24 protein-coding genes are annotated in these 23,395 nt (G+C 51.6%); 7 read left to right on the top strand and 17 right to left on the bottom strand.

The annotated features are described in order from the left end of the window. Positions 1 to 38: 38 nt before the first annotated feature. Both ilvN and ilvB read right to left on the bottom strand, forming a co-directional pair. The gene (gene ilvN / locus ACFSX3_RS16840; protein WP_209991557.1) at positions 39 to 518 is read right to left on the bottom strand and encodes an acetolactate synthase small subunit; all 480 of its coding nucleotides are present in this window, start codon (positions 516 to 518) and stop codon (positions 39 to 41) included. A gap of 5 nt (positions 519 to 523) precedes the next feature. After that, complete coding sequence (ilvB, locus tag ACFSX3_RS16835; protein ID WP_209991558.1) at positions 524 to 2,275, bottom strand: biosynthetic-type acetolactate synthase large subunit; 1,752 nt, start codon at positions 2,273 to 2,275, stop codon at positions 524 to 526. A gap of 620 nt (positions 2,276 to 2,895) precedes the next feature. Between ilvB and ACFSX3_RS16830 the strand changes: the two genes are divergently transcribed. Beyond that, the gene (locus ACFSX3_RS16830) at positions 2,896 to 3,342 is read left to right on the top strand and encodes a GNAT family N-acetyltransferase (protein WP_209991559.1); all 447 of its coding nucleotides are present in this window, start codon (positions 2,896 to 2,898) and stop codon (positions 3,340 to 3,342) included. A 21-nt stretch (positions 3,343 to 3,363) separates the two neighbouring features. Here the strand turns inward: ACFSX3_RS16830 and ACFSX3_RS16825 are convergent, their stop codons facing one another. The 5 genes from ACFSX3_RS16825 to ACFSX3_RS16805 form a co-directional block, all read right to left on the bottom strand. Next, a complete protein-coding gene (locus tag ACFSX3_RS16825) occupies positions 3,364 to 3,744 on the bottom strand; it encodes a hypothetical protein (protein ID WP_209991560.1) in 381 nt (126 codons plus the stop codon). Between the two features lie 274 nt (positions 3,745 to 4,018). Next, a complete protein-coding gene (locus ACFSX3_RS16820; RefSeq protein ID WP_209991561.1) occupies positions 4,019 to 4,969 on the bottom strand; it encodes an ABC transporter permease in 951 nt (316 codons plus the stop codon). Continuing rightward, positions 4,970 to 6,046, bottom strand: coding sequence for an ABC transporter permease (locus ACFSX3_RS16815; protein ID WP_209991562.1), 1,077 nt, complete (start codon positions 6,044 to 6,046; stop codon positions 4,970 to 4,972). Beyond that, on the bottom strand, positions 6,039 to 7,577 hold the full coding sequence (locus ACFSX3_RS16810; protein ID WP_209991563.1) for an ABC transporter ATP-binding protein: 1,539 nt from the start codon (positions 7,575 to 7,577) through the stop codon (positions 6,039 to 6,041). Before ACFSX3_RS16810 ends, ACFSX3_RS16815 begins: the two co-directional genes overlap by 8 nt. Before the next feature lie 177 nt (positions 7,578 to 7,754). Next, entirely contained in the window at positions 7,755 to 8,840 is a 1,086-nt protein-coding gene (locus ACFSX3_RS16805) for a BMP family lipoprotein (RefSeq protein WP_209991564.1), read from the bottom strand. A gap of 308 nt (positions 8,841 to 9,148) precedes the next feature. Between ACFSX3_RS16805 and ACFSX3_RS16800 the strand changes: the two genes are divergently transcribed. Continuing rightward, on the top strand, positions 9,149 to 9,691 hold the full coding sequence (locus ACFSX3_RS16800; RefSeq protein WP_209991565.1) for an acyl-CoA thioesterase: 543 nt from the start codon (positions 9,149 to 9,151) through the stop codon (positions 9,689 to 9,691). An 84-nt stretch (positions 9,692 to 9,775) separates the two neighbouring features. Here ACFSX3_RS16800 and rplT read toward each other — a convergent pair whose 3' ends face one another. The 4 genes from rplT to ACFSX3_RS16780 all read right to left on the bottom strand — a co-directional run bounded on the left by rplT (position 9,776) and on the right by ACFSX3_RS16780 (position 12,449). Then, a complete protein-coding gene (gene rplT / locus ACFSX3_RS16795; protein ID WP_036649386.1) occupies positions 9,776 to 10,135 on the bottom strand; it encodes a 50S ribosomal protein L20 in 360 nt (119 codons plus the stop codon). A 31-nt stretch (positions 10,136 to 10,166) separates the two neighbouring features. Further along, positions 10,167 to 10,367, bottom strand: a complete 201-nt coding sequence (gene rpmI, locus ACFSX3_RS16790; RefSeq protein ID WP_036696104.1) for a 50S ribosomal protein L35 — start codon at positions 10,365 to 10,367, stop codon at positions 10,167 to 10,169. Positions 10,368 to 10,424: 57 nt separating this feature from the next. Further along, the gene (gene infC, locus ACFSX3_RS16785; RefSeq protein ID WP_036696103.1) at positions 10,425 to 10,922 is read right to left on the bottom strand and encodes a translation initiation factor IF-3; all 498 of its coding nucleotides are present in this window, start codon (positions 10,920 to 10,922) and stop codon (positions 10,425 to 10,427) included. Positions 10,923 to 11,207: 285 nt separating this feature from the next. After that, complete coding sequence (locus tag ACFSX3_RS16780) at positions 11,208 to 12,449, bottom strand: glycosyltransferase family 2 protein (RefSeq protein WP_209991566.1); 1,242 nt, start codon at positions 12,447 to 12,449, stop codon at positions 11,208 to 11,210. Positions 12,450 to 12,864: 415 nt separating this feature from the next. Here ACFSX3_RS16780 and ACFSX3_RS16775 point away from each other — a divergent pair, with 415 nt between their 5' ends. Then, positions 12,865 to 13,392, top strand: coding sequence for a phosphatase PAP2 family protein (locus tag ACFSX3_RS16775; RefSeq protein WP_209991567.1), 528 nt, complete (start codon positions 12,865 to 12,867; stop codon positions 13,390 to 13,392). A gap of 203 nt (positions 13,393 to 13,595) precedes the next feature. Here the strand turns inward: ACFSX3_RS16775 and trmB are convergent, their stop codons facing one another. Both trmB and ACFSX3_RS16765 read right to left on the bottom strand, forming a co-directional pair. Further along, positions 13,596 to 14,312: a tRNA (guanosine(46)-N7)-methyltransferase TrmB gene (gene trmB, locus ACFSX3_RS16770; RefSeq protein ID WP_209991568.1), complete on the bottom strand. Its 717-nt coding sequence runs from the start codon at positions 14,310 to 14,312 to the stop codon at positions 13,596 to 13,598. Between the two features lie 200 nt (positions 14,313 to 14,512). Continuing rightward, positions 14,513 to 14,686 carry a hypothetical protein gene (locus ACFSX3_RS16765; RefSeq protein WP_209991569.1) on the bottom strand — a complete coding sequence of 58 codons (174 nt, stop codon included), beginning with the start codon at positions 14,684 to 14,686 and terminating at the stop codon, positions 14,513 to 14,515. Positions 14,687 to 14,932: 246 nt separating this feature from the next. Between ACFSX3_RS16765 and ACFSX3_RS16760 the strand changes: the two genes are divergently transcribed. The 4 genes from ACFSX3_RS16760 (at position 14,933) to ACFSX3_RS16745 (ending at position 18,574) form a co-directional block, all read left to right on the top strand. Next, the gene (locus ACFSX3_RS16760) at positions 14,933 to 15,889 is read left to right on the top strand and encodes a TIGR01212 family radical SAM protein (protein ID WP_209991570.1); all 957 of its coding nucleotides are present in this window, start codon (positions 14,933 to 14,935) and stop codon (positions 15,887 to 15,889) included. Further along, a complete protein-coding gene (locus ACFSX3_RS16755; protein ID WP_209991724.1) occupies positions 15,889 to 16,488 on the top strand; it encodes a tRNA (mnm(5)s(2)U34)-methyltransferase in 600 nt (199 codons plus the stop codon). Before ACFSX3_RS16760 ends, ACFSX3_RS16755 begins: the two co-directional genes overlap by 1 nt. Before the next feature lie 65 nt (positions 16,489 to 16,553). Then, a complete protein-coding gene (locus ACFSX3_RS16750; RefSeq protein ID WP_209991571.1) occupies positions 16,554 to 17,522 on the top strand; it encodes a type I phosphomannose isomerase catalytic subunit in 969 nt (322 codons plus the stop codon). 89 nt (positions 17,523 to 17,611) lie between these two features. Next, positions 17,612 to 18,574: an alpha/beta fold hydrolase gene (locus ACFSX3_RS16745; RefSeq protein ID WP_209991572.1), complete on the top strand. Its 963-nt coding sequence runs from the start codon at positions 17,612 to 17,614 to the stop codon at positions 18,572 to 18,574. Between the two features lie 552 nt (positions 18,575 to 19,126). Here the strand turns inward: ACFSX3_RS16745 and ACFSX3_RS16740 are convergent. The 4 genes from ACFSX3_RS16740 to ACFSX3_RS16725 form a co-directional block, all read right to left on the bottom strand. Further along, the gene (locus ACFSX3_RS16740; RefSeq protein WP_209991573.1) at positions 19,127 to 19,981 is read right to left on the bottom strand and encodes a hypothetical protein; all 855 of its coding nucleotides are present in this window, start codon (positions 19,979 to 19,981) and stop codon (positions 19,127 to 19,129) included. 55 nt (positions 19,982 to 20,036) lie between these two features. Continuing rightward, positions 20,037 to 20,573: a histidine phosphatase family protein gene (locus tag ACFSX3_RS16735; RefSeq protein ID WP_209991574.1), complete on the bottom strand. Its 537-nt coding sequence runs from the start codon at positions 20,571 to 20,573 to the stop codon at positions 20,037 to 20,039. Positions 20,574 to 20,600: 27 nt separating this feature from the next. After that, complete coding sequence (locus tag ACFSX3_RS16730; protein WP_209991575.1) at positions 20,601 to 21,173, bottom strand: nucleotidyltransferase family protein; 573 nt, start codon at positions 21,171 to 21,173, stop codon at positions 20,601 to 20,603. Between the two features lie 297 nt (positions 21,174 to 21,470). Next, positions 21,471 to 23,387: a B12-binding domain-containing radical SAM protein gene (locus ACFSX3_RS16725; protein ID WP_209991576.1), complete on the bottom strand. Its 1,917-nt coding sequence runs from the start codon at positions 23,385 to 23,387 to the stop codon at positions 21,471 to 21,473. Positions 23,388 to 23,395: the final 8 nt, after the last annotated feature.

Genomic DNA, 23,395 nt, shown 5'->3' with positions numbered 1-23,395 from the left:
CGCAAGCAGCAATTCGTTAAAGCTGTAAAATGTGACGATCAGGCATTCCCGCGAATCATTGCTGTTACGCCGGTTCGAGACAGCTCCTTGATGCCATATGGCTTCAGCAGCTCAATCATTGCATCAATCTTCGTGGTATCACCAACCACCTGTACAAGCAGGCTGGCCGTACCGATATCTACTACGGAAGCACGAAAGGTTTCAACTACCCCCATAATCTCCGGCCGTTCTGACGGCTCTGCCTTCACCTTAATCAGTGCCAGCTCCCGGGCAACCATTGGTTTTGCGCCCAGATCAACCACCTTGATCACATCAATAAGCTTGTACAGCTGCTTCTCAATCTGCTCCAGGGTATGCTGGTCACCCAGTGTTACAATTACCATCCGGGACAATCCGACCTCTTCGGATTGTCCTACCGTAATACTCTCAATGTTGAAGCCGCGGCGGCCGAATAATCCGGATACCCGTTGCAGTACGCCAGGCTGGTCATTTACAAGCACAGCAATCGTATGTCTCATCACTGTTATTCATCCCCCATCAGCATTTGATCAATGGTAGAGCCTTGGGTTACCATCGGGTAGACATTCTCATCCTTTGGAACAACGAATTCTACCAGGACGGGTCCAGGTGTTTCCATGGCTTCTTTCCAGGCGGCGCTGGCTTCTTCCTTGTTCGTTGCCCGCAGGCCCTTCACACCATAAGCCTCAGCCAGCTTCACAAAGTCCGGGCTGCCGGCCAGATCGGTATAGCTGTAACGCTTCTCATAGATCAGGTTCTGCCACTGACGGACCATTCCGAGCACCTGATTGTTGATTACAACAATTTTGACCGGAATCTTATTGATCGCACAGATGGCAAGCTCCTGGGAACACATCTGCATGCCGCCGTCACCATTAATGGAGACTACTAGCCGCTGCGGATGGGCCATTTGCGCCCCGATCGCCGACGGGAATCCGAAGCCCATTGTTCCAAGCCCCCCCGAAGTAATCCATGAACGCGGATGGTTGAACTTGTAATATTGAGCAGCCCACATCTGATGCTGGCCTACGTCTGTAGTCACAATCGCTTCACCATTGGTGGTGTCATTAATCATCTGGATCACCCATTGCGGCTTCAGCTCTGTCTCCGAATCCTTGTACCGGTACGGCTGGTCCAGCTTCCACTGGGCAATCTGTGTTCTCCAGGCATCGGCCTTCGAGGCGCGCTTCACATCCGGGATCAGCATTTCCAGAACAGTCTTAACATCGCCCACAATGGGAATATCAGCCGCTACATTCTTGCCGATCTCGGCCGGATCAATATCGATATGCACGATCTTCGCTTTGGGAGCGAAGCCGTCCAGCTTGCCGGTTACGCGGTCATCGAACCGGGCACCGATATTAATCAGCAGATCGCATTGCTGAATGGCATTATTGGCCGTGTATGTGCCGTGCATTCCCGGCATTCCCATCCATAAGTCTTCGCCGCTCGGGTAACACCCCAGTCCCAGCAATGTAGTAGTGATTGGAATCTCAGTGCGCTTCACGAATTCATACATGGACTCATGCGCTCCAGAATAGATGACTCCGCCGCCTGCAATAATAATCGGACGCTCCGCCGCCTCAATAGCCTTCACCAGCTTATCGAGCTGCAGCTTATTGGGAACCGTGCGCGGATTGTAGCCGCGAAGGTTAACCCCCTGATGTTCTGCCGGAGTGAACAATGTCATCGCCGCCGATACATCCTTCGGAATATCAATCAGTACCGGACCCTTACGGCCCGTATTGGCGATATGGAAGGCTTCATGAATAACACGCGGCAGATCTTCAACATCCCGTACCAGATAGCTGTGCTTCGTAATCGGCATCGTGATCCCGGTAATATCCGCTTCCTGAAAAGCATCTGTGCCAATCAGGCTGGAGAATACGTTACCGGTAATGACCACCAGCGGAACCGAATCCATAAAAGCTGTAGCGATTCCGGTTACCAGATTGGTTGCCCCCGGGCCTGAAGTGGCAATACATACGCCCACTTTACCGCTCGCTCTTGCGTACCCGTCAGCTGCATGGATCGCTCCCTGCTCATGGCGTGTCAGAATATGATTGAAATCGTCGAATCCATAAAGAGCATCATAGATATAGAGTACAGCCCCGCCGGGATATCCGAATACAGTATCTACACCTTCCAGTACAAGACTGCGCAGGAGGACTTCGGAACCCGAAACCACCTCTGGATTTTTCCATTTCTCACGTAACTGCTCTATCGACCGCACTTCTTCCGGTAATTGCGCGCTCATCAGTATTCCTCCCTTCGATCGTTCACATTCATTATTCAAATGACAGGACGTCAGTATCCAACCTTTAATATTAGCGAACAGGCTTGAATCCTTCCTGTTTCAACAAAAAAACCTTTCGCCTCCCACGCGCAGAAGAAGCGCGTGAGGGACGAAAGGTTTAGCTTCCGTGGTACCACCCATGTTTGCATTACATCTCACGATGCAATGCCTTATCAGGATACAAAAATCCATCGATGTAGGCAGGGCCCAAATCTTCGTAACCTGAAGTCCCTAACGCGGACCAAACGATTCCCCCTAATAATTCCACCGCTCTTACTGATGGACCTTTCAGGGAAACAGCTCCGAGGTGAGCTCGTATATAAGGGATTCTGGTGGAGGTTGCAGCAATTCCTCTCACTCTCTGAACAAAAGAGCCCTTAAAACTTCGTCCTCATCATTGCCGATACATGTATGCTCGTTAAATGTTTAGACACATTATATGATTCCTCACACGGTTAGTCAATACCCCTTCGCAGGTTATACATTAAATTCTTCATAAAATCCTGTTCTATTCTTGCCGGAACGCCCACACCGCCCGGGGCATATGATGTACGACAATGCGTGGAAAGGGGGCAATATTTATGATTCGTTACCGCAGACCCAGGCAGGATGACACGATTATTTATGACTTGATTGAAAAGCAGCTTGTCCCGTTATCCCATCTTCCGCAGACGATCATTAATCAGGTCAGGAAGGATCTGCCCCGCCGCCTGGGACAGGGAGTCACACTTGTTGCTTGTCCCGACTACGAAAGTGATCCGCTCGGGTTCGTGCATTTCATGCTGCATGGCGATTTGTTATACATCGATATGCTCGCCATTGCTCCAAGTGCAAGGCGTAAGCGATACGGAAATATGCTTATGGACAGGGCGGAGCGGTTTGCACTATCCCGTGCATGTCATAGAGCGAAGGTCTCCGTAGATACCGGGAATACCGCCGGTCTAGCCTTTTATGAAAAACTGGGCTACAGCGTAGCCCGTTATCAACCGCAAAATTACTGCTATGAGCTTGAGAAACAATTCCGCTGATGAAGCAGGCAAGCCTATGGCTTAAAAGAATCCGATGGGCGGAATACCATACCCAGGACCGGGGCCATAGCCGCCGTAAGGACCGGGAACAGGACCATGGCCATAACCGTAACCGCCTCCGTACGGGGCACCTCCGTAGCCTCCACCGTAGCCTCCACCGTAGCCTCCTCCATAACCCCCGCCGTAACCGTAAGGGGCCGTACCGATGGCCAGCAGATCAAATAACACGAGCGGAATCAGCGCCTTAGTTTGTACTTTTTTACCACTGATACGTTGCAGGATCAGCCGGTTGCCTGAGATGCGGACCAGTTTACCTGTCACTTTGGACCCATCTTTTTTAACCGCCACGATATGTTTGCCCATCAATTTGATCACCTGTTGTTTCGTAACCGGGTGTGCCATAATATCCCTCCTATATTTGTTTCTTAACAGTCTATTCGCCTCACCTGATATTTGCCTGTACATCTGCCCGCCTCTGGGCTGGAAGTATCCGCTGCTGCTGCCTGCAATGATTACAAAATAACCCCACAAAGTGGGGCTTTAGCTTCGATGATGACTCAGGTACTTTGCGGGGACCCCAAAACATATAAATTCTTATCTATCAAACAGAGCGCATTCCCGGAAAACCGGAAATGCGCTCTGTTCTGTGAAGCTCTAGAGATGGTATGCGATAACCCTAGCGTTTGCTCGGATCGTAAGGTTCACCAAGTGCCTTGGGAGCCGAGGAACGGCCCACCGCACTCACCAGTACGATAATGGTTAACACATAAGGAATCATGAAGATGAATTCCTGCGGAATGCTCTTGGACCATTCAAACAGCTGGACATAGTTGCGGATCGCCTGGGACAAGCCGAAGAATACCGCAGCACCGAAGGCGCCGAGCGGGTTCCACTTCCCGAAGATCATCGCTGCAATGGCAATGAAGCCTTGCCCCGAGATGGTATTATGTGCAAAGGTACCTGTAGTAGTCAAGGTAATGGTGGCTCCGCCAATACCCGCCAGCAATCCGCTCAGCATGACGCCGATATATCTCATCTTATTAACATTGACACCCAGTGTATCAGCCGCACTCGGATGTTCTCCGACTGCACGCAGACGAAGTCCAAACGGAGTTTTGAACAGGATGAAATAAATGACAATGACTAAGATAATCGCCAGATAAGTGGTTGGATAGGAGTTGAAAATCCCCTCTCCGATGACCGGAATCTTGGAGAGTCCGGGAATCGCCACTTTGCTGAATCCGTCGATCAGCGGAGTTTCGCCTGAGCCATCGAAGATCAGCTTAACCATGTACAGAGTGCTGCCTGCGGCCAAGAAGTTAATAACCGTACCGCTTATCGTCTGGTCAGCCTTGAAGGTGATTGAAGCCACCGCATGAATCAGTGAACCAATCACCCCTACAGCCATCGCGCTAAGCACTCCGACCCAAGGGGCCCATTCGCCCATACCTGCTTCCTGGGCATAATATCCGCCTACTGCTGCTGCGAACGCACCAAACATCATCAAGCCTTCAAGTCCGATATTCACGACACCGGATCGTTCAGAGAAGATGCCGCCAAGGGCGGCAAATATTAACGCCGTGGAAAACACCAGCGTTGTATTGAGCAATTGGCCTAAGATTTCCATCTATAACACCTTCTCTTTCTTGCGCTTGAAGTAAAACGGTTTGAGCACCCAGCGCACAATGCCTTGCGCAGCAATGAAGAATATGATCGAACCGATTACAATACGGATCAGCTCCGGAGGCACATCCGCACCGAAGCTCATGCCTGCCGAACCATACGTCAGCGTGCCGTATAGAATGGCAGCGAGAATGACGCCCAGCGGATGAGTCAATCCGAGCAGGGCAACAGCGATACCGTCAAAGCCATAGCCAGGTGAAGCTGCAAATACCGATTGATAATGGAATACGCCCAGTACTTCGCCAGCGCCTGCGAGTCCTGCGAACACGCCACTGATGAACATGGCCTTCACCACATTACGTCCGACATTCATTCCTGCATATTCAGCAGCATGCGGATTCAGACCCACTGCACGCATCTCATAACCCTGCTTAGTCTTCCACAGATAGATATAGAAGAAGGTCGCTGCCGCAAGAGCAATTACAGTCCCCCAGTGCAGGCGGGCGTTATCGAAGGTGGAGAAGAGGAACGTCATGGAGAGAGAGGCCGGATTATCCTCCGACCGGTTCTGCCCTTCCAGAAGCAGGAACGTCCGGACAATATAATTCGACAGGAAGAGCGCAATCCAGTTCAACATAATGGTTGTAATAACTTCATTAATTCCGCGCTTGGCCTTCAGATATCCGGCAATACCGGCCCATAGCCCGCCGCATAGTGCGGCTGCAATGACCGCAAGGGGAACTAAGAGGAAGGTCGGCAATACGCCGCCAAGCTTAATGCCAACTACTGAGGCAGCCGTCATTCCGATCATTACCTGCCCGTCCGCACCGATGTTAAACATCCCTGAGCGGAAGGCAAACGCTACGGCCAGACCCGTCAGCATCAGCGGAGTCATCTCGCGTATAGCCTCACCGAAATCGTAAGAGCTGCCGAACACACGCTGGAACAGCGCAGAATAGGCTGCGATAGGATCATAACCGCCAATCAGCATGACGATAGCACCGACAAGGAAGCCCAGCAGAATTGCTACAAGCGGAATGATATAAGTGTCTGTTGCGAATATTTTCCGGAGTTTAGACATCCGCATGACCTCCCCGCTTCAAACTGCCCGCCATCATCAGACCCAGCTCCTGGTCATTCGTATCCTGCGGGTATACTTCTCCGACAATCTGGCCTTCATAAATCACGGCAATCCGGTCGGACACATTCATAATTTCATCCAGCTCAAAAGAAATCAGCAGAACAGCCTTCCCTTGATCACGCTGGGCAATCAGCTGCTTCTGCACGAATTCAATTGCCCCAACATCCAGACCGCGTGTTGGCTGTGCGGCAATCAGGAGAGTCGGATTCTTGTCTATTTCCCGCGCAATAATCGCTTTTTGTTGATTACCGCCGGATAGTGACCGGGCTTTGTTCTCTATGGAAGGCGTACGCACATCGAACTGCTTCACCAGATCTTCTGCATGCTGGTTAATCACATCTTTGTTCAAGAATCCGTTTTGATTATAAGGACTCTTATAATACGTCTCCAGAACCATGTTCTCACTCACAGTGAAATCCAGCACCAGACCATGCTTATGACGGTCCTCCGGGATATGGGAGACATTCATCTCAGATACCTTGCGTGGGGACAGATTGGCAATCTCCTTGCCGGAGACCTTAATCGAGCCGGAATCAATCTTACGCAGCCCGGTAATGGCCTGAATCAGCTCACTCTGCCCGTTGCCATCCACTCCGGCGATTCCGAGAATTTCTCCTGCCTTCACTTCGAAGCTCAGGCCATTCAGCACAGGCACGCCATCCTTACTCTTACTGTTAACACCTGACAGCTTCAGGATGCTGTCGCCAATATGCGGCGGCTGCTTGTCCACTTTGAACGTAACCCCGCGTCCGACCATCTTCTCAGCAAGCTCATTGGGATTAGTCTCGGAGGTCTTCACTGTATCAATAACCTTGCCGCGCCGGATAATCGTGACACGGTCGGAGATCTGCATAATTTCCTTCAGTTTATGGGTGATCAGAATAATGGACTTGCCTTCTGCAACGAGCCGCTTCATAATCGCCATCAGTTCCGTAATTTCCTGCGGCGTCAGTACAGCGGTAGGCTCGTCGAATATAAGTATATCCGCTCCGCGGTACAGGGTTTTCATAATTTCTACCCGTTGCTGCATGCCTACCGAAATGTCATGAATTTTGGCATTTGGATTGACTTGAAGACCGTACTGCTCCGATAGCTTACGAACCTGCTCCGCAGCGGATTTATAGTCAATTTTAAGACCTTTTTTCGGTTCCATACCCAGAACAATATTCTCAGTGACCGTAAAAGGATCAACAAGCTTGAAATGCTGGTGAACCATACCAATGCCAAGCTCAATGGCTCTATTGGGGTTATCAATAACAACCGGTTTCCCGTCGATTTCGATGCTGCCTTCATCGGGCTGGTACAGTCCGAATACGATATTCATCAAGGTTGATTTGCCTGCCCCGTTCTCACCAAGCAGCGCGTGTATCTCCCCTTTTTCCAGCGTCAGACTAATAGAGTCGTTCGCAACGATACCGGGAAAGCGTTTTGTGATTTGCTTCAACTCTACGACAGGAGCCGCAGCACTCATGGAATCACCCTCATCACAGAATATATATAATATTGCCTTTTAGACACGGCTGTACCGCCCCAAACAGGACGGTACAGTTGTGATTGTCTATAACAGATGCTGACAGAGAACAAGGCCAGTACTTGAACCGGCCCTGCTTCGTCGTTATGTTAAATCGGTTAAAGTTGATGCAATGAATTACTTGGAAGGAACAACGATTGTTCCATCAATGATTTGTTTGCTGTATTCGTCAACCTTAGCCAGAATATCAGCGGAAACGTTAGCTTTGGATGTTTCAGGAAGGCCTACACCGTTGTCTTTCAGACTAAGAACGGTTGTAGTTCCGCCTTTGAAGGTACCATCAACAACCTGTTGGGAAACTTTCTTAACCGCTTCGTCAACACGTTTGATCATGGAAGTCAGAGTTACATCATCGCCAAATTCCAGGGACTGGTCTTTGTCAACGCCGATAACCCATACTTTGCTGCCGCCGGCTTTGTTGCGGGATTTCGCTTCGTTGAATACGCCGTTGCCTGTTGCGCCTGCAGCAGGGAAGATAATGTCGTTGCCGGCATCATACAGCGTTGCAGCCAGGGATTTACCAGTATCAGGCTTGTCATAAGCACCTGCATAAGTGATAGTTACTTTTGCAGTAGGGTTAACTGCTTCTACGCCGGCTTTGAAGCCCACTTCGAAACGTTTGATAACCGGGCTTTCCATACCGCCGATGAAACCGACTTTGTTGGTTTTGGTTGTCATGCCAGCAACAACACCCACCAGGAAGGAGCCTTCATTCTCGGCAAAGGTTACAGATTCAACGTTAGGAGCGTCCACTACACTGTCGATGATCGCAAGGTTAGCATTCGGGTTCTCTTTGGCAACCTTCAGTACGGCATCGCCAAGGTCGAAGCCGATACCCCAAGTGAGGTCATAACCGCCTTTAACGAACTGGTTAAGGTTAGGCTCGTAGTCTGCGTTGGATTTACTCTGCAGGTATTTGATCTCAGCGCCGAAATCCTTCTCCATAGCTTCCAGTGCTTCCCAGGAAGACTGGTTAAAGGACTTGTCATTAACGCCGCCTACGTCAGTTACGAGACCAAGCTTGACAGCCTTAGGAGCATCAGTTGCTGCGGGTGCTTCAGTTGCTGCAGCTGCGTCTGTTGGTGCAGTAGTTGCTGTTCCAGCATTGGAGCCGGAATTAGCGCTGTTATTGTTACCGCAACCTGCCAGAATGACAGTGAAGGCCATAACCATAACCAAAGATAGTTGGTAAAACTTCTTCATTGAAAGTGATCCCCCTTAGTAAATTGGATGTCTTCTGTGTTCTGCTTTGGACATACCATTAGTACAAATTATACCTGCAAAAAAAGCTAAAATCCAGTCTATTAATGACCTCAGGTCAATAATAATTTGCATTTTTCAACAAGAAATCGCTTACCTTGACACCAGCTGTTACTTTTGTGTCCGTTATATGTTAGAAAACCTCAAAATGTTACCTATGGCTCCAAGTGCATTAACATTATTATTGCACAAGGAGAGCTTTTCTATTATCATGTATGATTACATATTGTACGCAAAGGGAGTTACTGAAAATGGAACAAGAACACACACCACAAGCTGCACCCGACTTCAAATACTGTCACGAATCCCGCGTATTCAAAACCGGCCGTGTCTTCCCGAATGATGTAAACAATCATAAGACACTATTCGGAGGCAAACTAATGAGCACCATTGATGAGGTTGCCTCTATCTCAGCCATGCGCCACTGCCGGGTCAACGTGGTCACTGCATCCGCCGACTCTGTAGACTTCCTCCTGCCGATCCGGCCTACGGATTCCGTTTGTTTCGAATCTTTTGTCTCCTGGACCGGACGCACCAGCATCGAGGTGTTCGTCAAGATCATCTCGGAGAATCTGTATACAGGTGAACGCGCCGTTGCCGCCACTTCCTTCCTGACCTTCGTAGCCATGAATGAGGATGGCACTACAGCCCCTGTTCCGGCCATCGTGGCGCAGACCGAGGAAGAGAAGCTGATCTGCCAGTCGGCGGACGAGCGTTCCGCCCTGCGCAAGCTGAGACGCACCAGCAGCAAGAAGCTCGCTTCCCTGCTTAGCACAACGAAATACTGGGAATAACCGCGAACCTGTTCGTTCCCACCGCACAAAAAAGCACCGTCAGACGGGAGATCCCGCAGGCGGTGCTTTTCGGTTTATATCGTCTTACGCGTTGATCTTCTCTTTGGCAACAACAGCCAGGGAGTTGAAGGCGTTCAGATCATTCACTGCCAGGTCAGCCAGCATCTTACGGTTCACTTCTACACCAGCCAATTTCAGGCCGTATACAAGCTTGCTGTAAGACAGTCCGTTCAAACGGGCTGCAGCATTGATACGAACGATCCACAGTCTGCGGAAGTTACGTTTAGTCTGACGACGGTCACGATAAGCGTAAACCATCGATTTCATTACTTGCTCTTTAGCTGTTTTGAAAATGCGGTGCTTGGAACCGAAGTAACCCTTTGCCAGCTTCAATACTTTTTTATGTCTACGACGAACTACAAATCCGCCCTTAACTCTTGCCATATTAATAAACCTCCCAAAAATGTGTGATTAACTATTTCAAGTTAGCGAGTCCTTGTTTCAAGCGTCTTACATCCCCAGGGGCCATTACCGGATTGCCGTTCAATACGCGTTTTGCACGTTTCGATTTGTGGGACAGCAAGTGGTTCTTGTGAGCTTTATAACGCAATACTTTACCAGTTCCAGTGATCTTGAAGCGGCCTTTCAGGCTGCTATGTGTTTTCATTTTAGGCATGGTGTTTCCTCCTTGAATATTATACGGCGCCAGATTGCTATGCAAGTGACTCCAGGATTATTGGGGCTTCGGAGCCAGAATCATAATCATGCTGCGGCCTTCCAGCTTAGGCTGGCGCTCTACAACAGCAATTTCTTCTACTTCGCTCTTCACGCGCTCCAGGATCTTCTGGCCGATACTAGCGTGGGTAATCTCACGGCCGCGGAAACGGACGGAGCACTTCACTTTATCGCCTTCGCCCAGGAACTTGATTACATTGCGGAACTTGGTCTGATAATCATGTTCTTCAATGTTTGCACGGAACCAGACTTCCTTGAGATCCACGATCTTCTGGTTCTTGCGGGCTTCCTTCTCTTTCTTCTGCGTTTCATAACGGAACTTGCCGTAATCCATGATGCGGCATACCGGCGGCTTCGCCTGTGGTGCTACGTTGACTAAATCCAGATTAAGATCGATCGCCATTTGTAACGCCTCGCGGATCGGCTTGATCCCGATTTGTTCACCCTCTGCTCCGACCAGCCGAACCTCTTTGGCACGAATTTCATCATTGATCATATGTTCCTTACTGATAGTCCTCCACCTCCGAATATTTTTCAGATAATATATTACGGTTCTCCATAAAAAAGGGATGCCGGTAATTCCCCGACACCCCGTTTGATCAACGTTCATGAATTGTAACCATTCATAAAGCATTGAGATCAAAACCAGCAGGCTAATTAGCCAGTCAGGTGAGAAGCCGGTGCTTCTGCTTGCAATCCCTATGTTTTGCACACTTGAATACTATACAACATCAGACCGAAGATGTCAACATCTTCTGGAATTATTAATTTGCATTGCGGATTATGAAACCTGCTTGCTCTGTACTTCTTCCAGCCGGACTACGCGCGTATGCTTGGTATGACTCCACTGCTTGTTGTTCTGCGTGAAGAACGCATAGAACGTAATGGGATACCACGAGAGCAGGTAGACCGGGAACAGCAGCAGGTACAGGTAGACCTTCTTGAACTTCACCCGCTCCAGCGCCATGGCCAGCAGGAAGGTCAGAATATTGGCACCTACGGCAAAGTACCCGAGCCACAGCGGCAGATGTCCGTAAATATTCGCAATATGCGGACCGCCAAACACAGCATTATCCACAAACATTACGGCAGTCATCAGGAACGTAAGCAACACAATGTATACATTCGCTCCGTACAGTGCCAGGTCGAGCTTCGTCAGGCTGCGTTCCTTGATCCCCTGCCACAGCAGCGGGAAGAAATAACGGCGGGCCACGGTGAAATGACCCTGCATCCAGCGCAGACGCTGTCTGGAGGAAGCCTTGAAGGTAAGCGGCTTCTCATCGAATACTTTGGCATCATAATTAAATCTTGGATATACGCCCTTGGAGGCGCTGCGCATGGTGAATTCCAAATCCTCAACCAGACTGGTTGCGCCCCAGCCCATATCTTTGAGCAGGTTCGTCTCGAAGCACATGCCCGTTCCGCCGAGGAAATTGGCCATATTCAGATTATGGCGCGACAGCTGCCACAGCCGGTTGATATACCAGTAGGATACGCCATAAGCAGCAGTAATCCAGGAATCCTCCGGATTCTTCGTATCAATATAGCCTTGAATGACCCGTCCGCCTGAACACAGATCGTTGTTCATCTCTGTCAGGAACTCTGTATGTGCGAGGTTGTCGGCATCGAACATGACAACCGCGTCGTACTGGCGGGGCAGCGCCCACAGCTCCTTCAGCATCCACTCGATGGCATAGCCTTTACCGCGCAGGTTGCTGTTGGTACGTACACAGGCATTCATGCCGTGCTCCCGCACGATCGCAGCGGTATTATCCGTACAGTTGTCACAGATGACAAATACATCGTACAGTTCCTGGGGATAATTAAGCTGCTTCAGGTTCTCCATCAGAGCGCCGACCACTTCTTCCTCGTTGTGTGCGGCGACCAGTACGGCAAATGACTTTTGCGGCGCATGCCTAACCTTGTTCTTCTTCTTGCGCAGTCCAAACAGCGAAAATGCAAACTGATAAACTGCGATTGCCGCCAAGATCACTTGGAGCGTAACAAACAATGCGTCTGTCATGATCTTTAGATGCCCCCTTTTTCCAAATCTTGATGTTTTTTCTCTTTCTCTCTCTAACTTGCTAACGTTCTATCTGACCCTTTTGTTGCATCCCTTACTGTAGACAAGAATTTCCCCTTAGTTCCGGGCAGGATTCCGAATTGTGTTATGTCCCGTTTCACAAGATATGAATATGGATTCCAGTGTACTGGCTGGCTCCTTATTTCTCTGTTACCTTATAAACGCGAACTTCCCGCTTGAATCATTGTAGTCGCTTTGGGGCTCACAAGTCAAAAGAGACATTTTTCGAGCGGACCCGAGCTTTTTCTTGAACGGGTTACCTTAAAAAAGTATGATAAAGACAGCTTCAGGTCGTGAAATCTGCTGCTTGAGCTGCGCCAGAACTCTTTTAGCCGGACTATCGGAGGGACATGATATGAGACCTTTATTCAAGAAACTGCATCTCCTGGAGCAGCGGGTGTTTCAAAGGATTAACGGACGGATGCACAATCCGTTTCTGAACTTCTGGCTTTTCTACCTCACACATCTCGGAGGTGCAACAAGCGCGATCGGCATCAATCTCCTGGTCTGGGCAGTGTGCCCGCAGCCATGGAGAACTACAGGACTTCAGGCACTGGCCGCGCTGGCGATAAGCCATGTACCCGTCGCTATCGCCAAAAAGCTCTACCCGCGCCTGCGGCCCTATCTGGCCCTGCCGGATACCAATACGTTCCGTAATCCGCTTAAGGATCACTCTTTTCCTTCAGGCCATACGACCGCTATCTTCGCCTCAACGGTTCCTTATATGATAGCCTATCCTGTCCTGACTGCGGTCCTGCTTCCTCTGGCCTGCACAGTCGGCTTCTCCCGGATCTACCTTGGACTGCATTATCCGTCTGATGTCCTCGCAGGGGCGGTCATTGGGTCTGGAGTCGCAGCCGGTACGCTTGCCCTGTGGATATGATGCCTCAGGGGCGTCCGGCCAGCGAATACCTCTAGGGAACAGGCGAACTATACATTGCGCAAAAAAGAATATTATTGCGTCACCAGAAATCATTCAATCGTCTTACCACACTTGGGAGAGTAAGGAATTAGGCAAGGAACGCAAAAGGCAGTCCGGGATGAATGAACCGGACTGCCTTTTGCTGTAATTACCGGTATTGCAGCCTAGAGGCGGTACTTGTCCAGACGTGTGGCCTGATATTGCTTCAGCGCCTCGTCTCCGACAATCGCCTCGCAGCGGTGAATGTTCACGCCGCGGCCATAGAACTTGGTCTCGTATTCGGTCATGACATGCTCTTCATTGATCACGCCGTCCTCATGCAGATCAAGCGAAATATTCTTCATCTGCAGACCGTAGTCGGCAAATGCATTAAGCGAGAATTCAAACAGGCTGCGGGAATCCGTCTTCAAATGGATCTCGCCAAGCGGACTGAGCAGTCCGCGGTATTTATCAAGAAAACGCGGATGCGTCAGGCGGCGGCGGGCATGCTTGCTTTTCGGCCAGGGATCACTGAAGTTCAGATAAATCCGTTCCAGCTCCCCCGGAGCGAACACTTCCTCTGCGTAATCGATATTGGCCAGGGCCACTCTCACGTTCGGTGGTGTCGCTTCGCCTGCCGGCTCCCATACATTCCGGGCCTTCTCGGCCGCACGCCGCACCAGCTCGTCATACATATCCACGCCGATGAAATTAATCTCCGGGTATTTAAAGCTCATTTGACTGATAAACTGCCCCTTGCCCATTCCGAATTCCACATGAATCGGATGGTCATTGCCGAACAATTCGGACCAGCGCCCCTTCAGGCTGCGTGGTTCCAGGATGACCAGGTCGGTCTGCTCCTCAAGACTTTCACGTATTCCTTTTCTTCCGCGTAAACGCATAGGTACTCCTCCGCTTATCTCTTATTGCCTTATCTGTGAATAGGATAAATGCCACTTGCAATATTGTGCCGAACTTACCGGCAAAAGTAAAGGGATTTCAGCAAAAGAAAAGGAACCTCCATCCTGCCCCTGTTGGACTGGTCGAAAGTTCCGTGCGTCTTGTATCTGCATTACCGGCCCGCCGTTCAGCGGACTGCTATTTATTTATCGAACTCGAACGTCTTCTCAAACGCACTGCGGATCTTCCGCTGCGCTTCTGTCTTGATCTTGTGGTTGCCGTTAAATTCTACGCCTGTCAGGGCGAGAGCTTCATCGGGAGTCAGCTGCACATCAATCGAACCTTTGTTATCAGCAAATACCGTTGGAGAATTCATCGTTATCACCTCTAAGGTTTAGTATGGACCGGACGACACGAAATTATGAATTCAAAGCATGTGATTGTGGTTGCTGCAGCGGCTTTTTTAACACTTTAAATATAACATAATGTGTAAGCATTTTCAAGCCAATTCGCAGTAATTTACGGCCTATTTCCAGCTTTTTTTCGGCGGAATTCCGGGAGGGATTGTTACGTTCGTCACGGATTTTTGATACAATGGGAAGGTTAATGAAAGGAGCTGCACATGTCTAATCTTTTACAGGCCTCCTCTCCGCTTCTGTGGGGGGATAAACGGTTCCATACCTGGAACTACGAAATGCGCGGGCAGATGGATACCAAGGTGTTCAAGGTCATGCTCGATGCAGGCTTCACCTGTCCGAACCGAGACGGTTCCATCGCCAAAGGAGGCTGTACGTTCTGCAGTGCCAGAGGCTCAGGCGATTTCGCCGGAAGCCGCCGGGATGACCTGGTCACCCAGTTCAACCATATCCGCGACCGCCAGCATCAGAAATGGCCGAATGCCAAATATATCGGCTACTTCCAGGCCTATACTAATACGTATGCTCCTGTCGAGGAGCTAAGGGAATATTATGAAGTCATTTTGCAGCAGCCCGGGGTTGTCGGCCTCGCCATTGCCACCCGCCCCGACTGCCTCCCGGATGATGTAGTGGAGTATCTCGCGGAGCTGAACCAGCGCACCTATCTATGGGTGGAAATGGGGCTTCAGACCATTCATCAGTCCACCTCGGATCTGATTAACCGCGCGCATGATACCGCCTGCTATACTGAAGCTGTTGCCAAGCTCCGCCGTCACGGCATCCGGGTGTGTACCCATATCATTCACGGACTTCCGCAAGAAACGCATGAGATGATGCTGGAGACCGTAGCTGCTGTAGCGAATATGGGGGTTCAGGGGATCAAAATCCACCTGCTTCACCTCATGCGCAAAACGCCGATGGTGAAGCAGTATGAAGCCGGGCTGCTGCAGTTCCTGGAGCGGGATGAGTATGTAAAGCTCATTGCCGATTCACTGGAAATTCTGCCGCCGGACATGATCGTCCACCGGCTGACCGGTGACGCCCCGCGCGATGCTCTGATCGGCCCGATGTGGAGCCTCAAGAAATGGGAAGTGTTGAATGCCATTGACCAGGAACTGGTTGCCAGGGACACCTGGCAGGGTAAGTATTGGAGAGAGGGCTGATGGGCTTCCTGTCTGTCCTTAGCTTCGCCCATAAGCTGACCGCTGAGCGGCTCTCGTCGGGCGGACGGGCTATAGACGCCACCGTGGGCACCGGAGCCGACACCCTGTTCCTCGCCAAGGCGGCCGGGCCGCGCGGCGGGGTGTACGGGTTCGACATTCAGCCACAGGCGCTGGCTCTTGCCGGCGAGCGCCTGCGGCTGGCCCGGGAGGAAGCGCCTGCTGCGCTGGCTCCCGTGACGCTGCTGCAGCAGAGCCATGCAGCCATGGCTGAAGCCGTTCCGCCCGCTTGGCGCGGAACGGTCGCGGCGGTGATGTTCAACCTCGGCTATCTGCCCGCAGGCGATGCCGATAAGACCATCATCACCGAGCCGCAGAGCACGCTGGCCGCGCTGGAGGCCGCGCTGCTGCTGCTTCGCCCGGGCGGAATCATCACGGCCGTGCTGTATCCCGGCCACGAAGGCGGCGGCCGCGAAGCCGCCGCTGTCGAAGCCTGGGCCGCCGGACTGGCCCAGCAGGACGCGCAGACTATCGTGTACCGACAGCTTCAGCGCGAGTCTGCGCCGTATGTTGTAGCTGTAGAGAAGAGACAAAGGGGCTAGCACCTGAAGGCAGCAAGCCCCCTGTAACTGAAGATCATTCTATTATCAGGAAGGAAGATGTTGTAATGACGAAACCATATCCTCTGAAATTTCAGCCGGAATTCAAAGAACGTGTCTGGGGAGGCCGGGCGCTGGAGAAATTCGGCCTGGATCTGCCGGAAGGCCATATCGGCGAAGGCTGGATGATTGCCGATCATCCGAACGGTACCTCCTCTGTTGTCAACGGCGAGCTGGCCGGACAAGGCCTGGATGCCATCCGAGAGCAGTTCGGGCACGAGTGGTTCGGCAGCAAGGGGATCACGGAAGAAGGCGGAAGATTCCCGCTGCTGATCAAGCTGCTGGATTGCAACGATAACCTCTCCGTGCAGGTACACCCTACGGATGATTATGCCGGCCTGCCTAAGGGCGAGCTGGGCAAAACCGAAATGTGGTACGTGCTGGACGCCAAGCCAGGCGCCAAAATCATCTACGGCCTGAAGGAAGGCGTCACCCGCGAGATGCTGAAGGACGCGCTGGAGAACGGAACGGTTATGGACAGCCTGCAGGAAGTAACTGTAGCTGCCGGAGACTCCTTCTATATCCCTGCCGGGACTGTACATGCCTTGTGCGCAGGTGTCGTTGTAGCGGAGATCCAGCAGAACTCTGACACTACATACCGGATTTACGATTATGACCGTCCGGGTCTCGACGGGAAGCCGCGCGAGCTGCATATCGAGGATTCCCTGAATGTGACCGCTTATGAGGGAGCAGGCGCGACTTCGATGAAGACGGATAGTGCCGTGGCCGGGGAATGGCTGCAAATTGCCTCCTCTCCATATTTCATTGTTGAAAAAGGTGTGGTCGCCGGCGAATGGCAGCTCGCCACTACAGATGACAGCTTCACCATTCTGGTGATCTGCGAGGGCAGCGGCCACCTGATCTGGGAGGGCGGCTCCCAGCCTTATGCGGCTGGCGAATGTTATCTGCTCCCTTCCAGCCTCGGTACTTACAGCATTGAAGGACAATCTACCGTGCTGCGCTCTTATCTGCCTTAAGCAGCCGGACTACGTTTCACTTGGATCAGGGAAGCACCAGGTACTCTTTACGCTAGGAATGCTGAATTTCACTTTCAGGAGGACAGGCGATGACCGAGAACACTTTTATCATGACTGATCCCTTAGATGTCCAAATCCATGTCTATGAATGGCTGCCGGACGCGGGAACGGAGATCCGGGGAATTGTGCAGATTGCGCACGGCATGTGTGAGACGGCTGCGCGATATGCCCGGTTCGCTTCGGCGCTCACCGCAGCCGGTTATGCCGTGTATGCCAATGACCACCGGGGACATGGCCTTACCGCCGGCAGAGTCAATCTGCTCGGTGACAGCGGAGAGAACGGCTTCTACTGGATGCGGCGCAATCTCCTGCAGCTTGGGGACATTGCCCGCTCCCGGCATGAGCAAGCTCCTATCTACCTGTTCGCCCACAGCATGGGTTCCTTTCTGGCTCAAAAGCTGATGTGTGAAGAAGGCCATGAGATCTACAGCGGCTTCATCCTCAGCGGTACCAATGGGCCCCGGAGTATGCTGCGGATGGCGGAATCCCTCTCGGCGATGCAGTTAAGACTCCAGGGAGACCATCACCGCAGCGTGTTGTTGAACGGAATTGTGTTCGGTGCATACAACCGCTCCTTCTCTCCGGTGCGGACGGCTTTTGACTGGCTCAGCAGCGACCCGGAGGAAGTGGACCACTTCATTGCCGACCCGTACTGCGGGGCGATCTGTACCACCCGCTTCTTCCGGGATTTCTTCCATATGCTGCGCGAGCTTCATACCAAGTCTACTCTGCGGACCCTGTGCAGTGACAAGCCGGTCTACCTGTTCGCGGGCGAGAAGGACCCTGTGGGGATGAACGGTCAAGGGGTGATGCGTCTGGCTGAGTTATACCGGAAGCAGGGGCTTCAGGATGTTGAGTGCAAGCTGTATCCGGGAGGCCGGCATGAGATGCTGAACGAGGTCAACCGGGACGAGGTCACGGCCGATGTGCTAGACTGGCTCGCCCGCCACCTGCCTGCCGAATCCATGCGGCTTCAGCCTGCGGCGGATTAGCCTATTGATACAGACGCACGTACTGGTCTGGTGTTAGTCTGATGCTGGCGTTCGTCTGCACAGTGAAGACCAATGTTACTACTGAACTTTGATCTACAGAAAAAGAGAGGCACTCCGCCCGGACGGAGTGCCTCTCTTTCGATTGTTTTGCCGTAGCAGCTGTATAGCGTCCTCTGCGGTGATATTTAACCGTAGCAGTTAGTTAAGCTCTGTGGTAGGTAATTCTCACCTTAGCTGTAACGTAAGGTCTGCCGCTGATCATGCAGTAGCAATTGTTGTACTTTTTGCAGGATCTCCACCCTATCAGCACCGTCACAGTAGAAAATGTTGCACTTTTTGCATTATTTTTAACAAATTAACGCTCTTAGAAGCACCAGTTGTTGCATTCTGTGCAGGATTTCGCCATGTTGACGCTCCAGAAGCAGCGAATGTTGTAATTCATACACGATTTCCAGGCTTCTTCTTAAGCCTCACTTACCACTTAAGCCCCACTTACCGCGCCAAAACCCAAATTATCACCTCAGGTATTAACAGTAACTCTACGAGGACCCTTTATTCACGTTCTAAATATCCTGCCAGTCTCCCCGCTAAATCTTGCTTATACGCCGGAAGATCATACGAAGAATTATTGACTTTGATCTTATCCATGTTTAAGCGGTTATATATAATTCCCTCCAGTTTCTGTCTGGCCTCAAGCACCCTCAGAGTTCCTTCTATGCCCTGGTGTCCCTGTCTCAGGCCATATCCCTGTGAGGTGTAATAATGGATGAACCCTTCCGACCACTCCAGGGGTCTTTGGCGGACCGCTTTGCGGAAAGAATGCTCCAGATCGTCCTGTTCAATATACATCAGCAGCGGATTCAATCCGGCTGTAATGGCCTCCAGTTCCTGAATGTAGCTTATCATGTAGTCCTTGGCTGCATCGTGCTTGATCATCCCCATAGTCACAGGATTCTGAATAAAACAGCAATCAAACACATACGTATCCGGCTCCGTTAAGGCCCTCTCCGCAAACTGCCTCCACCTTGCTGTAATCAGTTCTTTGTGCTGAGCCAGCGGCAGTTCATATACATCCTTCCGTGCCAATGTGCCCATCCATTCCTTCGGAAGGAGAGGACCGTGATCATTTATTATTTTCCGGTACCCGACCAGGTAATAGTTGTCTTGGCAGGTAGTGTGCGCGCTTAATACTTCCCGCGGATTCCCGCCGCAGGTTCTCGACAGCTCATCGTATTCTGCTTGTGTAAGGCAGGCTACTCCCTCATAATCAGCGGGATGATCCAGGTTCCCTTCCAGGACAAGCTGAGCGCCCATATTCATCTCCGTAAGAATTTCATAAACCAGCTGTGCCGCTGTGGACTTCCCGTAGCCGGGTAGACCCTCGATTAAGATCAATTTTGGATGCATGTATCGTTCCCCCATTCACGATTTAGGAGGACAGGCAGGTAAAGAGCCAACACAATTAGGTGTTCACTTTAGTGTACTCGCTGATTGAGGCATGTGGAATTTCTGCTTCTTCTCCTACCAAGGTACGAAAAGCCATACCGTGTCCGGTAATAATCACCTTTTGGAAGCCCAAATATTGGTCAATCACCTTCTCCACTCGGTTCCTCAGCAGCTCCTTGGATTCCCAAAGCTTAGTTTCCCCTGGAGGATAGACTCCTTGATTAGCATCGTAATCATTCCCCAGCTCTGCCAGCCGCTCCAAAGAATCGTATTGAAAGGTTAAGTCCGGCTGCCACTCCCTTAGATCGAATTCAATTCTTATGTCCAAACCCAGCTCCTTGGATAAAATTGCAGCGGTCTGAAGAGCACGCGTATACGGAGAAGAGACGATCAGGTCAGCATCCCGCAGACGCTCATCCCGTGCTGCCAGAAACACTTGGTTGACTCCTGAAGCGGTAAGAGGAACCAGATCCCGGCCATGCCCCTTCAACTTGTACTGCTCATTAATAACCCACTGCGGTTCACCATGGCGGATAAGATAGAATTGCGTCACTTATATTCCTCCAACTTCACATATATTCTACCAGGGAACCACCGTAAGCTCCGGCCATTTCGACTTCCATTTCTGCGTTTTCGCTTCATAGATCTTCTCGCTGATCAGTGCTTTGTTGGGCCGTAGAATCAATTGAAATAAATCCTCCAGACCAAATGGAGCATAAATCTTCCATTCCCCGTTCAGCTCAAGCCTTACTCCCAGTGAGGTCACTGTAGTCGGCCAGCTGTCGATTGCCGCTTCAAGCGAGAGGTAGGCGTTGATCTCCACACCGAACTTCTGGGGGTACCACAGATGAACTCTGGCCTGATTCTTGAGATCGACCGGAAGGGCAATACCGTCAAAAAGCTCCCTGCCCTTCGCAATCACCTCATCCTCAGCAGCATAGCTCAGATCCGACGCATCGTAGTAAATAATATCGATGTCACTAATTCCGTACCCCGGCTCCCGCCCGGTCCGCTCGTTCCACACCGTTTGCACCAGGCATCCTGCACCTATGTAGTACGGGAACGGGGCCAGGCCTTGGGCACGCTTGAAAATATCCATTAGCAGCGTATCGCGGATGAACAGTTCTGTAAGACGTTGCTGCTGCTCATTCATGACTGAACCCTCCACTCTAAGCTACCTCTGTGTGATAACCTCAACTATTCACCCAGATGCCTAACTGTAATTCGTACAACTAAAACAAAGAAATATTGGGGTGTGAACGGTTTAATTGTATTTGGTACAGCTATAATCCTGAGTTTGTGGAAAAGAGAGCATATCCGCCATATTTAGTTGTACAGAATGCAGTTAACCCGGCAAATCTGCCTGTTCGCTGACTTTTAATTGCACGAAATACACCTATCTGCTTGACTGGACAGTTAGACAGCCTTCACGCGGGCGATCCCCCACTCCCTACAAAGGCAGCATATAATACTGCGCCCGCTGGCTCTCGTCCTGCTGATACAGCACGACCAGCAGCGTGCGGCCATCACTTGCACCAGGGTGCGGATCGTTATGGACCGCCCCAGTCTCGGCCACTGCTACCGCAAGCTCCGCCGATTCTCCTTCGGCCGCCGCTCCACGAAGCTCCCGGCCGTCCCCGTCCCTGGCACCAGCTTCAGGCTGTGCACCTGCCTCAGCGCCAAGCTCCCCGTCATAGCGCAGCCCGCTGATCGATTCCAGCACCGGCGCAAGACGGAACGGCAGCTCGTCGAGCACGATGAACTTTTGCAGCTCCCGCTCGCTAAGTCCGGCCTCTGCCAGCTTTGCCGAAACCCGCTCGGGCTGCTCGGCGATCTGCTTCATGTATTTGGTCCACTCGCTCTTGTCCAGGACATCGTCCCACCATATCTTGCGGGGCTTGTACTTATGGGCGAGGAAGTAGTCCAGCTTCATCAGGCCGGTGACAATGTCCATGGAGGCCGTGCCCCGGTCCGTCAGGAAATCATGCAGCCGGGTGAACAGATCCTCCAGCTGATGCCCGATCTTCTGCCAGCCCCGCGCTTCCCAGTAGTCACCGAACTCCTGGAAGAAGTCGAACGGGGACGGGAAGACATGGCGGATCAGGTACTTGATGGAATGAGCCAGCCGCTGGCTGTTCCAGTACTTCTCCAGCACATCCTCCAGCCGCTTGAGCCGGATAATATCGGCGAACGGCATGACATGGCTGCTGAGAATTTCGTATGGCGCATGCTCCATATACGTGTAGTCGTATTTGGCAGCCTGGGCGCGCAGCCCGGTTCCGCGCAGCATTTTGAGGAAGCCTAACTGCAGCTCCTCCGGCTCCATGGCGAATACATCATTGAAGGTCTTGCGGAAGGTGGCATAATCCTCCATCGGCAATCCGGCGATCAGATCGAGATGCTGGTCGATATTGCCGCTGGCCTTGATCTTCATCACGGTGCGCGACAGCTTGGTGAAGTTCTGGCGGCGCTTGACCAGTTCATTGGTCTCATCATTCGTGGACTGGACGCCGATCTCGAAGCGGAAGACGCCCGGAGGGGCGTTCTGTGCCAGGAAATCTAGCACCTCGGGACGCATAATATCTGCGGTTATCTCGAACTGAAACACGCAACCCTGATGATTGTCGATCAGGAACTGGAACATTTCCATCGCATAATTGCGGTTGATATTGAAGGTACGGTCCAGGAACTTGATGACCTTGGCCCCGCCTTCGATCAGATACAGCAGATCGGACTTCACCCGTTCGATATCATAATAACGCACGCCCACCTCAATGCTGGACAGGCAGAACTGGCAGTTGAAGGGACAGCCCCGGCTCGTCTCAAAATACACAATCCGTTTGCTCAGCTCCGGCAGATCCTCCGCGAAGCGGTGCGGGGTCGGTAAGGTGTTGAGATCGCTTTTGGGACGGGGAGGATTGACGATCAGCTCTTCGCCCTTGCGGTAAGCCGCACCGTATACGAAATGGTACTTGTGTTCATCCCGGATCTCCTGCAGCAGATGGTGGAAGGTCTCTTCCCCGTCACCGTTCACGACGAAGTCCACTCCAGCCTCCCGCTTCATCCAGTAGAGCGGCTCATAGGATACCTCCGGCCCGCCCAGCACAATCTTGACCTCCGGCATGACCTGCTTAAGAATTCCGACCAGCTTGATGGTCTCCTCGATGTTCCAGATGTAACAGGAGAAGCCAATCACATCCGGCTGCTTCTGAAAAAGGTCAGACACGATGTTCATCGCGGGATCTTTGATAGTATATTCCGCCAAAAGGATATCCTTGAACTCATGCTCGCTATACGCCTTCAGCAGCCGGATCGCAAGTGATGTATGAATATATTTGGCATTTAATGTGGCCAGGACGATTCTCATGCCTTATA

It is taken from the genome of Paenibacillus rhizoplanae (assembly GCF_042684125.1).
Classification (GTDB): Bacteria; Bacillota; Bacilli; order Paenibacillales; family Paenibacillaceae; genus Paenibacillus_AQ; species Paenibacillus_AQ rhizoplanae.
The sequence above is the reverse complement of the archived record's forward strand: the minus strand, read 5'-3'. Positions and strand labels throughout refer to the sequence as shown.

Excerpts from the sequence above, each read along its gene's own strand:
- ACFSX3_RS16745 (WP_209991572.1), top strand. The coding sequence starts at position 17,612 with ATGACCGAGAACACTTTTATCATGACTGATCCCTTAGATGTCCAAATC.
- ACFSX3_RS16740 (WP_209991573.1), bottom strand. The coding sequence starts at position 19,981 with ATGCATCCAAAATTGATCTTAATCGAGGGTCTACCCGGCTACGGGAAG.
- ACFSX3_RS16750 (WP_209991571.1), top strand. The coding sequence starts at position 16,554 with ATGACGAAACCATATCCTCTGAAATTTCAGCCGGAATTCAAAGAACGT.
- ACFSX3_RS16830 (WP_209991559.1), top strand. The coding sequence starts at position 2,896 with ATGATTCGTTACCGCAGACCCAGGCAGGATGACACGATTATTTATGAC.
- ACFSX3_RS16825 (WP_209991560.1), bottom strand. The coding sequence starts at position 3,744 with ATGGCACACCCGGTTACGAAACAACAGGTGATCAAATTGATGGGCAAA.
- ACFSX3_RS16775 (WP_209991567.1), top strand. The coding sequence starts at position 12,865 with ATGAGACCTTTATTCAAGAAACTGCATCTCCTGGAGCAGCGGGTGTTT.
- rplT (WP_036649386.1), bottom strand. The coding sequence starts at position 10,135 with ATGGCAAGAGTTAAGGGCGGATTTGTAGTTCGTCGTAGACATAAAAAA.
- trmB (WP_209991568.1), bottom strand. The coding sequence starts at position 14,312 with ATGCGTTTACGCGGAAGAAAAGGAATACGTGAAAGTCTTGAGGAGCAG.
- ACFSX3_RS16810 (WP_209991563.1), bottom strand. The coding sequence starts at position 7,577 with ATGAGTGCTGCGGCTCCTGTCGTAGAGTTGAAGCAAATCACAAAACGC.
- ACFSX3_RS16805 (WP_209991564.1), bottom strand. The coding sequence starts at position 8,840 with ATGAAGAAGTTTTACCAACTATCTTTGGTTATGGTTATGGCCTTCACT.
- ACFSX3_RS16765 (WP_209991569.1), bottom strand. The coding sequence starts at position 14,686 with ATGAATTCTCCAACGGTATTTGCTGATAACAAAGGTTCGATTGATGTG.
- ilvN (WP_209991557.1), bottom strand. The coding sequence starts at position 518 with ATGAGACATACGATTGCTGTGCTTGTAAATGACCAGCCTGGCGTACTG.
- ACFSX3_RS16820 (WP_209991561.1), bottom strand. The coding sequence starts at position 4,969 with ATGGAAATCTTAGGCCAATTGCTCAATACAACGCTGGTGTTTTCCACG.
- ACFSX3_RS16780 (WP_209991566.1), bottom strand. The coding sequence starts at position 12,449 with ATGACAGACGCATTGTTTGTTACGCTCCAAGTGATCTTGGCGGCAATC.
- ACFSX3_RS16815 (WP_209991562.1), bottom strand. The coding sequence starts at position 6,046 with ATGTCTAAACTCCGGAAAATATTCGCAACAGACACTTATATCATTCCG.
- infC (WP_036696103.1), bottom strand. The coding sequence starts at position 10,922 with ATGATCAATGATGAAATTCGTGCCAAAGAGGTTCGGCTGGTCGGAGCA.
- rpmI (WP_036696104.1), bottom strand. The coding sequence starts at position 10,367 with ATGCCTAAAATGAAAACACATAGCAGCCTGAAAGGCCGCTTCAAGATC.
- ACFSX3_RS16800 (WP_209991565.1), top strand. The coding sequence starts at position 9,149 with ATGGAACAAGAACACACACCACAAGCTGCACCCGACTTCAAATACTGT.
- ilvB (WP_209991558.1), bottom strand. The coding sequence starts at position 2,275 with ATGAGCGCGCAATTACCGGAAGAAGTGCGGTCGATAGAGCAGTTACGT.
- ACFSX3_RS16725 (WP_209991576.1), bottom strand. The coding sequence starts at position 23,387 with ATGAGAATCGTCCTGGCCACATTAAATGCCAAATATATTCATACATCA.
- ACFSX3_RS16760 (WP_209991570.1), top strand. The coding sequence starts at position 14,933 with ATGTCTAATCTTTTACAGGCCTCCTCTCCGCTTCTGTGGGGGGATAAA.
- ACFSX3_RS16730 (WP_209991575.1), bottom strand. The coding sequence starts at position 21,173 with ATGAATGAGCAGCAGCAACGTCTTACAGAACTGTTCATCCGCGATACG.
- ACFSX3_RS16755 (WP_209991724.1), top strand. The coding sequence starts at position 15,889 with ATGGGCTTCCTGTCTGTCCTTAGCTTCGCCCATAAGCTGACCGCTGAG.